The organism is Bacillus sp. FSL M8-0063 (genome assembly GCF_038005545.1).
Classification (GTDB): domain Bacteria; phylum Bacillota; class Bacilli; order Bacillales; family Bacillaceae_G; genus Bacillus_A; species Bacillus_A wiedmannii.
In genome coordinates this window covers 1,326,206-1,339,336 of the sequence record NZ_JBBOTJ010000001.1, presented here as the reverse complement: position 1 = coordinate 1,339,336, position 13,131 = coordinate 1,326,206, and the positions used below count along the sequence as shown (strand labels likewise).

Annotated in this window: 13 protein-coding genes; 5 read left to right on the top strand and 8 right to left on the bottom strand. The window is 33.5% G+C overall.

Translation table 11 applies throughout. The features are described 5' to 3' along the window. Position 1 precedes the first annotated feature (1 nt). From cls to MKX31_RS06945, 6 genes are all read right to left on the bottom strand, one after another. On the bottom strand, positions 2–1,213 hold the full coding sequence (cls, locus tag MKX31_RS06970) for a cardiolipin synthase (RefSeq protein ID WP_064476473.1): 1,212 nt from the start codon (positions 1,211–1,213) through the stop codon (positions 2–4). A 110-nt stretch (positions 1,214–1,323) separates the two neighbouring features. Continuing rightward, positions 1,324–2,469, bottom strand: a complete 1,146-nt coding sequence (locus MKX31_RS06965) for an ABC transporter permease (RefSeq protein WP_000651861.1) — start codon at positions 2,467–2,469, stop codon at positions 1,324–1,326. Between the two features lies 1 nt (position 2,470). Next, the gene (locus MKX31_RS06960) at positions 2,471–3,580 is read right to left on the bottom strand and encodes an ABC transporter permease (RefSeq protein ID WP_064476474.1); all 1,110 of its coding nucleotides are present in this window, start codon (positions 3,578–3,580) and stop codon (positions 2,471–2,473) included. 37 nt (positions 3,581–3,617) lie between these two features. Then, positions 3,618–4,556, bottom strand: a complete 939-nt coding sequence (locus MKX31_RS06955; protein WP_001093809.1) for an ABC transporter ATP-binding protein — start codon at positions 4,554–4,556, stop codon at positions 3,618–3,620. Between the two features lie 136 nt (positions 4,557–4,692). Continuing rightward, positions 4,693–5,793: a sensor histidine kinase gene (locus MKX31_RS06950; protein ID WP_064476475.1), complete on the bottom strand. Its 1,101-nt coding sequence runs from the start codon at positions 5,791–5,793 to the stop codon at positions 4,693–4,695. A gap of 4 nt (positions 5,794–5,797) precedes the next feature. After that, a complete protein-coding gene (locus MKX31_RS06945) occupies positions 5,798–6,436 on the bottom strand; it encodes a response regulator transcription factor (protein WP_000694104.1) in 639 nt (212 codons plus the stop codon). A 282-nt stretch (positions 6,437–6,718) separates the two neighbouring features. Between MKX31_RS06945 and MKX31_RS06940 the strand changes: the two genes are divergently transcribed. Genes MKX31_RS06940 through exsE form a run of 4 tightly spaced genes read left to right on the top strand, consistent with a single transcriptional unit; the run spans position 6,719 to position 9,657 of the window. Next, positions 6,719–7,201, top strand: coding sequence for an RNA polymerase sigma factor (locus MKX31_RS06940; RefSeq protein ID WP_154131357.1), 483 nt, complete (start codon positions 6,719–6,721; stop codon positions 7,199–7,201). Next, a complete protein-coding gene (locus MKX31_RS06935) occupies positions 7,198–7,641 on the top strand; it encodes a hypothetical protein (RefSeq protein ID WP_048543328.1) in 444 nt (147 codons plus the stop codon). Before MKX31_RS06940 ends, MKX31_RS06935 begins: the two co-directional genes overlap by 4 nt. Then, entirely contained in the window at positions 7,634–8,704 is a 1,071-nt protein-coding gene (locus tag MKX31_RS06930; RefSeq protein ID WP_064476476.1) for a hypothetical protein, read from the top strand. Before MKX31_RS06935 ends, MKX31_RS06930 begins: the two co-directional genes overlap by 8 nt. Beyond that, positions 8,701–9,657 carry an exosporium protein ExsE gene (exsE, locus tag MKX31_RS06925; RefSeq protein WP_064476477.1) on the top strand — a complete coding sequence of 319 codons (957 nt, stop codon included), beginning with the start codon at positions 8,701–8,703 and terminating at the stop codon, positions 9,655–9,657. Before MKX31_RS06930 ends, exsE begins: the two co-directional genes overlap by 4 nt. Positions 9,658–9,687: 30 nt before the next feature. On the opposite strand, the gene MKX31_RS06920 is transcribed toward exsE, so the two are convergent. Continuing rightward, complete coding sequence (locus tag MKX31_RS06920) at positions 9,688–10,935, bottom strand: DUF445 domain-containing protein (RefSeq protein WP_064476478.1); 1,248 nt, start codon at positions 10,933–10,935, stop codon at positions 9,688–9,690. A gap of 158 nt (positions 10,936–11,093) precedes the next feature. Further along, positions 11,094–12,434, bottom strand: coding sequence for a D-serine ammonia-lyase (dsdA, locus tag MKX31_RS06915; RefSeq protein WP_064476479.1), 1,341 nt, complete (start codon positions 12,432–12,434; stop codon positions 11,094–11,096). 149 nt (positions 12,435–12,583) lie between these two features. On the opposite strand from dsdA, the gene MKX31_RS06910 reads away from it, so the two are divergent. Next, positions 12,584–13,129 carry a helix-turn-helix domain-containing protein gene (locus MKX31_RS06910; RefSeq protein ID WP_064476480.1) on the top strand — a complete coding sequence of 182 codons (546 nt, stop codon included), beginning with the start codon at positions 12,584–12,586 and terminating at the stop codon, positions 13,127–13,129. The last annotated feature ends 2 nt before the right edge of the window (positions 13,130–13,131 follow it).

The window sequence follows — 13,131 nt, the reverse complement described above, 5'->3', positions numbered from 1 at the left end:
TTTATAAATAAAAATCCACCAATCCTGCTAATTTCTCCTTACACCGCTCCCAAAACGATAACGTCTCAAAAAACTCTTTCGTCATCTCTTTTGAATCACGAAAATCTTTTGTTAACGCCTCATTCACTTCTGATACGATAGTCCCACCGTGAATATACAAGTTCATCTCATCATTAATATAAAAGCTACGTGCCGTTATGTTCGTTGTACCGATAACAGTTAGTTCATTATCAATCAGCATTAACTTTCCATGAAACATTCCTTTTTTATAACCATATACTTTAATCCCATTATTAACAGCTTGACGAATATAAGGATACGCTGCCTCTTTAATGAGAGGAATATCTGGTTTATATGACCAAAGTATTTTCACTGTGACACCACGTTTTTGCGCTTCCATTAAAGCATTCATAAATTCTTTATTTTTCGCTATAAAATAAGGTGTTGTAATGACAATTGAATGCTTCGCTTGTTTTATTAATTCGATATACTTTTCAGCGACGTAATGTCCATTATAGTTAGTCATCGTATGTAATGTGTTCCCTTTACTAGCTTTATTCGTACTTCTTTTTATATGTTCTTTCGTATCTCGTTTCCAATCTAAAGCGAATTGCTCTTCTAAATCTTTCGCTCCTTCTCCTCTAAGCCGCACATGATAATCACGCCAATATCCAAATCGTTTATCTTTTCCTAAGTACTCATCTCCCATATTAAAACCACCGGTATAGCCAATCTCGCCATCAATGGTCGTAATACGGCGATGATTACGATGGTGAAGTGAATAAAATCCGAATGGCAATTCAGGTTTTCTACTATATGTAAAATGCACACCACTTTCCCGCAATTCATTTTTCATCTTTCTTTCAAATGATAAATCATTAATGCGATCAACTGATAAATAGACGTTTACTCCTTCTTTTGCCTTCTCTTTTAATAAGTTTAAAAAAGTATGGCTACTTTTATCATCCGACAAAATAAAAAAGTACGTGTAAATAGATTGCTTCGCCTCTCTTATATCAGTAAATAACTGTTTATAAAATGACTTTCCTTCTACATATAATTGAAAATCACTATAATGAGGAGCGTACTCTGTCGGCATATTTTTCCCGACTTCCATTTTTCTTCCGAGCGTAACGTCAATATGCATCCAAATTAAAACAAAAACGAAAATAGTAATTACAATAGAAGTAACTCGCAATATTTTTTTAATCATTTTGATTTCCTTCCGCTCATTTTCTTTCCACCTTTCTATTTTGTCATTCAAATTTAGATTTCATGCTTCATACAAAAAAGGATGCGACTTAACGTCACACCCTTTTCATATTAAACAAAGTTTCTCGCATCATTATTTCTTCCAAACTTATAAATAGCAATTAAGAAGAATGCTACCGCAAAGGCAAATAAGATTAAAATATTTAAATACAAATCTGAAATCGGAATTCCTTGTTGTAGTTTTGATACTGTGTCTAATAGCCATCTCTGTGGAAGAAAATCAGCTACTTTTTGCACTGCTTTCGGCATAATGTCATATGGAAAATAACATCCAGCCAGTAAACATGTCGGTACAATGATCATATTTTGCAGTGCATTTGCTGATGCTGAGTTTTTCGAAAAAGCGACAAGGACTAACGATATTCCAATCGCTATTAAAGCAAATAGCATGAGTACACCAATCATCACTATGAAAGGCATATTGATATTTATATGAAAAATATTCGTTAGGAATAAGATTGTAATCAGAATTTGTACTGTTAATAGCAGCATATTTACCCCGACATTAGATAATATGAATTTCTTCCCATCTATCGGCGTTGATAAGAGTCTAAAATACGTTCTATTTTCTTTTTCTTTTAAAATATAACCTGATAAGTTCGCTGCTGAAAATAGCATAAACATAATAAGGTAACCCATCGTTTGGTTTGTCATATCTTTATTTTTCGAAGTATCTTCTAGCGTCTCAGTTTTCATTTTAAATGAACCTTTTTGATATCCTGCGTACATAGTATCAAATGCACTTTGATCTGTTCCTGCTACTTTACTAATAGCTGCTACATTATCAATATAATTGTATAAATATGATTTTATAAATCCTGTTACTTGATCACCTTTAATCGATGAAATTTCAATATGATTTGGTTTCCCTTCTCGAACACTTTTTGAAAAACCAGAATCTAATGTAATAACTCCATCAAGTTTTTTGGAAGTGAGTTTATCTTCTACTTCAGATTCTTTAATTTTACTTACCTTTACATGATTTAATCCTTCTAAAAATTTCACCGTATCATTTGCTATAGATTGATTTTCTTTATTAATAACCCCGATATTTAACGTCCCTTGCCCCATATTCCCATACATCGAGAAGGAGATTAGTGTTCCGATTATCGGCAAACTAATAATAATGAATAACCCTTTTTTATTTTTCAAAAGGACAGATAACGTTTTTTGTATGAGCCATAAAATATCTTTCATACTATAGCCCCTCCCGTCTACGTAATGCAATAATTGCAATTAATAAAAAGAGTGCTGAAATGCCAAGGTTTAAACATATTACCGGTAGTGCTGCTCCTACATCATTTGCATAAATAATTTTCATAACAGCTGTGTTTGCCCACGTTAATGGTGATAAATTCGTAACGAAATTTTCTTCTATTACGAAATATGCACCACCAAAAATAGAGGCTAATTGCACAATAACCATAATAATCGCTCTAGATGATTCCGGTGTTTTTGTAATATATCCAATTCCTAAACCGAAGCTAATTGCTAGAAAAATTTGTGTTAATAAAATAAGAAATATGATTCCAAGATGGTCGCCCCAATTCGCTTGAAAAACAAATTTACTAAATAACATGACGAGTAATATGCACAGAGCATTTGCTACTAGGCTACCAAGTACTTTTCCAATGAATATTTCAGCCTTACTTATAGGTGCAGCAATGAGACGATCTCCTGTTTTACGTATTCGTTCTCCTCGAATTAAAGAACTCGCTCCCATCGCAGCATATAGTGCAATCATCGTTGTCATTACAACCGCGTAGTAATCCATAGAACCTGGCTTTTGTGCAGCTTGTAAAGATGTTTCTTTTATATAATCATTATGATTTCCGCTTGAAATAACCGTGCCCACCTTACTAGGATCAACTTTTGCAACTTCGGCCGCTACATTGTACTTATCAATAAATGTTGTAAGCATGCCTTCCACAATACTTCCCTCAATACTACTTTTGTCACTTCCGTAAAATTTCGCACCATCTTTATTTAATTCTACATAAGCAGCATATTTATTTTGCTTCACTTCTTCTTTCCCATCTATACTGCCGGAAGCTTTTTTAAAATGAATACCCGATTTATCGACTTCTTTCGTAAATGCTTCGAACGTTTGAGAAAATGTGCTACTCGTTTCATCTTTGTAGAGCACTTGTATATCTTTAATCGCTTGACTATCGCTATCAAATGCATTCGTTAACGCTGTTCCTAACACAAGCATTAGTACAATCGGAAATGCTAACATAAAAACTAAAGTTCTTACGTCCCTGAAATCTCTTTTAATATGCATAACTGCAATATTGAAGATGTTCAATTGATGAACCTCCCTTTACCTTTTCTTCATTTACCTTTTATTTATCTCGTAAGTTTCTTCCAGTCAACGTAAGGAATACTGTTTCTAAGTTCGGGGCCTGCTCCTCTAACGAACGAATTTCAATGTCATGATTAATGAAATGCTGAATAATTTTATTTAAATTATTTACTCCTGCATCCGAGTTTACCTTGATTACGTTCTCTTCAACTTGAACAGCTTTCACACCGTTTATCTCTTTTAACTTTTCTACATCTAAATTTTCTACTGACTTCACTTCAACCCAAATGTCTTTCGTATCAGTAATAATCGCTTTTAACTGTTCTTTCGTTCCTTCTGCAATCACTTTACCGTGATCTACAATTGCTATTTTAGAACAAATCTCTTCTACTTCTTCCATGTAGTGACTCGTATAAATAATAGTACTTCCCATTTCATTTAATTTCCGAACAGACTGAAGGATATAGTTTCTTGACTGTGGATCAATTCCAACTGTCGGCTCATCCATAATAATTAACTTCGGTCTATGAGCGATCGCACAAGCGATATTCAGTCTTCGTTTCATCCCGCCAGAAAAGTTTTTCGGGTAACTTTTATGTTTATCACTAAGCCCTACAAATTGAAGTGCTTCCTCTACTCTCGCTTTTAGCTCAGCTCCTCTTAACCCGTACAGTCCAGCAAAGAATTTCACATTTTCATAGGCAGTTAACTCTTCATAAATCGCAATATCTTGCGGAACGATACCGATATTCATCTTCGCAAATCGATTATGTTTCTTTATATTTTTTCCTAATATGCTAATTTCACCTTCATTACTTCTTAACAACCCAGCAATCATATTTATCGTTGTACTTTTACCAGCACCATTTGATCCTAAAAAGCCAAATATCTCTCCTTCTTTAATAGATAAAGACATATTATCTACCGCGATGAAATCACCAAATTTTTTCGTTAAATTTTTAATTTCTAATGTATTCATCATTTCACCCCTATTTCGGTTTCTCTGCTTTTAGTATAAACAAAAAAAATGAACCTGCTCAGTGCAGAAGTTCATTCTTTTCACATGAGATTATTCACTTTTTTCATATGAGATGATTCATCCTCGTCATAATTTCCTATATGGGCAACAACATCGTTACTGAAAAACCACTTCTTCCGTCTACAATAATTTTTCCGTTTACTGATGCTGTTCGCTCCTCCATCCCCATAATCCCGAGACCTTTCTTAACGAGAGCTGCACCTTTTCCATTATCCTTCACTTGTACTTTCACCATCTTATTAAGTACATGAATATCGATTGAAATGACTGTCGCATCAGCATATTTCATCGCATTAGTTAATGCCTCCGTAACATTTTCACCGATAATCTTCCACTGAATCGGTGAAATCATATCTAAATTCCCTTTATATACGAAAGGAATATTTATTTCATGCTTACCGGCAAATTCCTCTATGAATAATTTCATACGATGAATGCCAATTTGCTCAGTTGGTGGCTTCATATTTTTTAATGTAACTCGAATACTTTCAATTCCATCTTTTGAAATATGAATTGCATTTTGTAATAACTCGGCAGATTTTTCTTTATCTATCCCCATTAATCTCTTTGCTGCTTCCATTTGAATTAGCGCCCCTGTCATCGAGTGGCCAATTTTATCATGAATTTCTTGTGACAACCGATTTCTCTCTTCTAACTTAAATGTATACTCTGATTGCTTTATGTACTCTTTATTTTCATGTAAACTTTTCGTCAACCGCTGCATATCTTTTCGCATCTTATCATTTTGTGATTCAAGCTTTAATACACGCGATATATACCGTTCTGCCATAGTTAGTACAATGAAAGAAAATGCAACAATTAATCCATATGTCATTCGAATACTTTCATCGGTAAAGATAATAGGAATCATCATAATGATAAAGATCAGCCATTTATTCTCTATATAACGAAATATAATTTCATATAAGTTCAATGGTAAAAACAAAATAAAAAACGGATGAATCTTCCATGCGAATAATATAACTATTCCAATTGACAGAGAAGTTAATATGTTTTTGTGCGTACCTTTTTTAAATATAGAGATTAGCACGTTTACAGAAAGATATAAAAGCAAAGCAAGTATAATCCATGGTAAGTTCGCAACATTTAAATAAATGTAACTAAACACAATATATATAAAGACAATTAATTTACTTACAATTAACCAAAATTCCATATCTTTAATCTACTTTCCCTGTTAAATAATAAATCGCAATTTGTGTACGATGTTCAAGTCCAGTTTTCCCTAAAACTGATGTAATATAATTAGCAATCGTTCCTTCTGATATGAAAAGTTGCTTTGAAATTTCTTTATTCGAGAAACCTTTCGCAATTAATGCGATAATACTAAGTTCTCTTTCTGTAAAAAGACTTGTATCTATTTTACATTCATCCTCTTTGCTCTCCATTAAATTGCTCTTAATTTTATCAAGCACTACATCTTGCATAACAGTTTGACCGTTATATACTCCTTTTATTGCATCACGAATACGCTCTGGATCATTATTTTTTAATAAATAACCTTTCGCCCCGTTCTTCACTGCGTCCAAAATATATTCATCATCATCGAACGTCGTTAAAATTAGTGGTTTCGTTTCCGTTTCTTCACAAATAAATTTCGTTGCCTCTACCCCGTTCATATTTGGCATACGGACATCTAAAAGAGCGATATCAACGTCGTTCTTTTTGCAATATTCCACCGCTTCCTTCCCATCATTCACAGTATCTACTACTTCGAACTCTTCATATGTATTTAAAATAATTTTCATGCCTTCTCTAATAAAAGAATTATCATCCGCTATTAATATTTTAATTTTCATGTTTGTTAGTATGGACCTTCCCCTACTAACATTCACATCCTTTCTTCACGTAACATTTCCCACTTGCTCATTATATACTTCTTTTTACCATTTTTTCACACCTTTTTCATATAGCTTCCTTCCTAAAAATATATTATTCTTTTTTTACAACATGTGTAGGGTGTCCAATCGTTTCTTACGTCTATATAATAGAATGCGTCAAAAAGGAGGGAGAGACCCATTGAGGAAAAACAATTAATTGAAAAAGCACAGCAAGGAAGCGAACATGCTTTTCGTATCCTTGTGCAAACATATCGTCATTATATTTTTCAAGTTATCTTTTCTATTTTAAGACATGAAGAAGATGCGAAAGATGTTACACAAGAAGTATTCTTAAAAATTCACGCCTCTCTCCCAAATTATCAATTTCGCGGATTAAAAACGTGGATGGCACGTATTGCCACCAATCACGCTATTGATTATAAAAGGAAGAAAGCTAGAGAAAACGAAGAACTCTCCTTATGTAAAGAAACTGGGGAAAATATAAAATCCTCTCATAATATTGAGGCTTTATTATTGACGAAAGAGCAAAAATTACTCATTGCTCAAAAACTGAGAGAACTTCCCGAAAATTACCGTGACGTCGTTCTCGCACATTACTTAGAAGAAAAAAGTTATCAAGAAATTTCTTTACAGGAAAACATCGAAGTGAAAACAGTCGAAATGAAACTGTACCGGGCAAGAAAATGGATTAAAAAACATTGGAAGGAGGAAGAGTTTCTATGATGCATTATTCAAAAGAGGATTGGCGCAATTATACTTTAGATTTTATAGAAAGCAATGGACGTGAATCTATGGAAGAACACCTTTATGAATGTGATCATTGTTTAGCACTTTATATGGAAAGTATCGATGAACAACATGAAAACCTTCCAATGATAAATGATGATTCATTTACGAACGAAGTTATGACGCAAATTAATTTTGAAACGCTACAACCTAATGAAAATATAAAAACAAACTCACTAAAGCGCACCATTATTCACTACATAATTGCGACTGCGGCTACAATTATTTTTATGGTAAGTGGTTTATTCCAATATATTTTCACAGCGACATCAAATTTCGAGAAATCTTCAAAACATAACGAGTCTTCTATCTCACAACAAATTGTAAACAAATCGGTAGACACATCAAAAAAGGACGGAGGTTCAAAGCATGAATAAAAATCCCTTTTTAGCACTTGTATTAGGGCTAATTCCCGGGCTTGGACATTTATATTTAAAGAAATTTGGACGGTTTATTTTATATAGCGGAGGGGCTGTATTTCTATTTATCTTTGCAGCATTTTGTACAATAGCATTAGGTGCGCGTGATATTGCTTTTCTTTCTCTATTTTTACTAGTTGTCTTATGGGCGATCAATTTATTAGATTTAGTTATCACTATTATTAACCAATCGAAAAAACAAGCTGCAGGAGAATTTACAGAGTCCTCTAAAGAAAGCGAACGATTTTATATCATTCTCCTATCCATCATCCCTGGACTTGGACATTTTCAATTAGGACTTATGCAACGTGGACTTACATTTTTAGTAGCTTGCACAGGAATCGGAAGTATGATTATTTTCGTTGCACTTTTAACATCGCAAGAAAGTTTCCTTATCTTCCTTATTACATTACCTGTTTTATGGATTTACAATTTCTTTGATGTTGTTCAGCAACTCCAGAAAAAAGAACGTGGCGAGCAACTAGATGATCGTACTATTTTCGAAGAGTTTGAAGAGCATCGTGAACAAGGAAAGAAGAATAAAACATTCGCTTCTATTTTAGCGATGTTCCCCGGAGCAGGACATATGTATTTAGGCTTACAACGCCGGGGCCTTCAGCTTATGGCAGCCTTTTTACTTTCTATATATTTACTCGACTTATTAAGACTTTCAGCGTTTTTATTTTTAGTTCCAATCATTTGGTTCTATAGCTTTTTTGACGCTTTACAACAAACTGCAAAGTATGGAAAAGAACGTGTACATGACGAACCTATCATTGATTATTTTATCAATCATCAAAGATGGATCGGTATTGGGTTAATTACACTTGGTGGTTATTATTTATTAGATCAAACAGTCCTTCCTATTTTGAATGATTACTTTGCAACTATATTTAACATTCATCTTAGCGAACTGTATTATCGCTATTTCCAAACATCTATCGTTGCACTCCTCTTAATTGGTGGCGGCTTTAAATTGTTAGTTGGAAATAAAGAAAACAAAGGTGGTACACAAGAATGAGAACATGGCGCGTTGGAACATTTTCAATGGGGCTTTCTATTATTTCATTAGGTTGCTTCTTACTATTTTCAGTTATAAAAGGTACTGAGGTATTAGATTCCTTAACAGCTTGGTGGCCTGTTTTACTTGTCATACTTGGCGTGGAAATTTTACTATACCTTCTATTTTCTAAGAAGGAACAATCCTTTATTAAATATGATATTTTTAGTATTTTCTTTATCGGCGTTTTAGGAAGCGTCGGAATTGCTTTTTACTGTTTATTATCCACTGGATTACTAGATGAAGTTCGTCATTCTATTCATACAACTCGCCAAACGAGTAATATTCCAAGTGAACAACTTGATATACCTGAATCTATCAAAAAAATCGTAGTGGATGCAGGGCATTATCCTCTAACAATAGAGGGAAATAATACAAATCAAATTCACCTTCTTGGAACATATGAAATGTCGACGAAAGCTAATGAAAAACTCAATTTAAAACAAGAAGATTTTCTTTCAGTTCAAACAGCTGGGGAAACGATGTATATCACTTTAAAATCATTACCAGTTCAACATACGTTATGGAATTCAGCACCACAGGTCAAACCGACACTCGTTCTTCCGCAAAATAAAAATGTAGAAGTTCGTGCTTCAAATAACGAGCTATCCCTTTATCCAGGTCAATTACAAAATAATTGGTTTGTACAAGAAAGTTCAAATGTATCTGTTCATTTAACGAAAGAAAGCGATGTATCTTTAATCGCCGTAACAAACAAAAAAGAAGCACATGGAAACACACCTTGGGAACAAGTTGAAGATTTAACGAAAAAAGAAAATAATTCTTCAGAAGAAAATCCAGAATTCAACGAGCAAGAACATTGGTATAAAAATTCGATTAAAACAGGAAATGGGACGTACAAATTAAATATTGAGAAAGCTTATAATATAAATATGAGTATTATTGAAAAATAAAAAACCTTCCACAATTGTGGAAGGTTTTTCTCATATAATCGCTTTAATTCCTTCTAATACTAATCCAATCATAAATCCGCAAACCGCTCCGTTTACTCGGATCCATTGCAAATCTTTACCGACGTTATTTTCAATCATTTCAATTAACATTTTATCATCTAACTTATCAAGATTTTCTTGTACAAGTTTTCCGATTTTCGAATGATTCTTTTCAACCAGTGTGACAACTTGTTTTTGTAACCACTCTTCTATTTTTTGAACAATCTGTTCATCTTCTTTTATTTTATTCATTTGTTTTTGTAAAAATGGCATAACATATTTATCCGTAAATTCTTCATTTTTCACAAAAGTAATTGCCCTTTGTTGTACTTGCTCCAGCATCTCTTTAATTTTGTCAGTAGCATCCCAATTGGCAATCCATTTTTCTTTCCAATTTTCTAATTCTTGTAGTAACGCTTCATTTTCTTTTACATTTATAATTTCTTGACGAATTTTCGCTAATATAAGTTGTCTTGTGCTATTATCTGCATCTTGTAAGCTGTTAATATTGCTAATAATAAACTTCTGCAAAATGCCACCAATTTTATCTTCATCTACAATATTCATAAATGATTTCAAAGTAAACTGTAAAAATCCATCTACTTTTATGTTTTCCATCGCCTTCATACCTAAGCTTCCGAGCTGATAACGCGCTTCATCTTGCGCTGTCCAATCTTTCACTTTTACTAAAATGTAATCAAGTGTCTTTTCATCATATTCTTGCACAACTAATTGATCAACAAGCACTTGTAATATGTTACTTGTATTAATGGTATGCAAATATGTTTTTAATTCTTTTTCAATAATAACCGCTAATTTTTCCGTATCTATCGTAACAATCGCTTTCTCCGCAATCGTTACAATTCCTTTTTTCACAGCGTCAGACTGCATTTCTCTTTCAGCAATTTGCAATACTATTTGTGCTAACTGCATTTCTTTTACTTTATTCGTAATACTTTCTTTCGTCAGCCATTCATTTTCTAACGTATGAATGAGCCCTTTCGTTACTCGTTTACGGTTTTTAGGTAATAACGCTGTATGTGGAATTGGAATTCCCATCGGATGACGGAATAATGCTGTAACTGCGAACCAATCCGCAAGTCCGCCAACCAATCCAGCTTCAAATCCCCCTTGTATAATCTCACCTGCTACCGTTCCTTGAAACGGGATAGAAGCCGCAAAACCTACTCCCATAACCCCAAGCGAAATACCCGCTATATATTTAGTCTGTAATGACATCGTATACACATCCTCTTATTATGTAAAATAATGCTTTTTGTTATATTTATTTGCTATTCGTTCTTTATATCTATACTATAATGAACTAATGCGAAAATAACAAAGAATTTATAATAATACATATGTCATATAAATAAAAAATGAGGCCACAATTAGCCTCATTTTTCTAATATTGTTAATGACTCACCTGTTTTATAATACCCATTCATCACATCTTCTGGAACCATACTACCGCCAGTTCCCCACACAATATGAGTACCTTTCTTCATCTTCTCCATTAACTGTTTCTTTTGTAAATACTCATCTTCTTTACACACTTTCACTGGCCCTATCATTCCCGCTAGCGCAGAGGGCTCTAAATAAATATTTTCCGTATCAGCTAGTTCTTTTAGCAATCTATATAACTCTTCATCACTTACTGTGTAATTTCCACTCAAAAATGGTTCCATCGTTTTACCGACAAATCCAGACGGTCTTCCTACCGCTAGTCCGTCCGCGTCTGTTACATTATCAATCCCTATATCTTGAACGGCAATTTTATCATGAAGTCCTGTCATTAAACCGAGTAACATACATGGAGAGTGCGTAGGCTCCGCAAAGAAACAGTGCACGTTGTCTTTATACAATAGCTTTAAACCAAATGCGACTCCGCCAGGTCCGCCCCCTACTCCGCACGGAAGGTAAACAAATAAAGGGTGCTCTTCATCTACTACAATCTCTAACTCTTTTAATTGCTTTTGTAAACGCGATGCTGCTACTGCGTATCCTAAAAATAAATCATGTGAGTTTTCATCATCTACAAAATAACAGCTAGGATCTGCATCTGCTTGCTGACGCCCCTCTTCTACTGCTTTACTATAATCAGCTTCATATTCAATAACTTCTACACCTTTACTTCTTAATAAATCTTTTTTCCATTCTTTTGCGTCTGCTGACATATGAACAGTTACGTTAAAACCTAGTTTTGCACTCATAATCCCAATGCTTAGTCCTAAATTACCTGTAGAACCTACCGCAATTGAGTATTTCGCAAAAAACTCTCTACATGTATCACTGTCTAAAATGGAATAATCATGTTCTTCTGTTAACATTCCATGCTGCAAAGCTAATTTCTCCGCATGCTTCAGCACTTCATAAATGCCACCTCTAGCTTTAATGGATCCTGATATCGGAAGCCCGCTATCACATTTTAATAGTAATTCACCTAATATAGGTTTCCCGTAATTTTTCTCTAAAGACTGTTTCATAGTAGGTATCTTCACTAAAGGTGATTCTATAATGCCGCCCGTTTCTTTCGTTTCCGGAAAAACTTTCGCAATGTACGGTGCAAAACGCTTTAACCTCTCTTCCGCATCTTTTACATTCTCTTCATTCAATGGGGAATCTTTTATTGCCGTTTCATACTTTTCCATGTTCGGATTTACCCAAAACACTTCTTCTGTTGCGATTAATTTATTTAATAGTGGATATTCCTCGTTTAATTTCTCTATTCCCTTCATTTCTCTTCCTCCTCATAACCTTGTAGCTTACGATTCAATAAATTATAATTAAATTAATTTAAATATAGTTTAACATAAATTATTCGCTTAAGTTAATTTTAATTTAATTTTTTTAAATATAATTTAATAATTAGTAAGGAGCTTTTATCATGGAAAATATAGATATCGGTAAAAAAATTGAAAAACAAAGAAAAGAAAAAGGTTTAACGAGTAAAGAACTAGCAACGATGGCAGGTATAACACCATCTATGTTAAGTCAAATTGAGCGTGGGTCTGCTAACCCTTCTATTCAAACATTAAAAGTACTCGCTAAAGCGTTAGATGTTCCAACATTTAGCTTTTTACTGGAAGATACAAATACAGACGATTTAATTGTACGTTCTCATAAACGAAAAAAAATGATTATCGATAATTTATCATATGAAATGCTATCACCTGATTTCACAGGAAATTTAGCAACAGCAATTATGACTGTTCCACCGAATACAGCTTCATCAGAAAATGTACTAGAACATAAAGGTGAAGAGTTAGCATACGTATTAGACGGGAAAATCACATTACATTTAAATGAAGAAAAATACATATTAGAAACGGGTGATAGCGTAAAAATACCCGCTTATTTAAAACATAAATGGATAAATCAATTCGAGAAAAATGCCATTGTTTTATTTTCTGTTACTCCTCCAATTTTTTAATA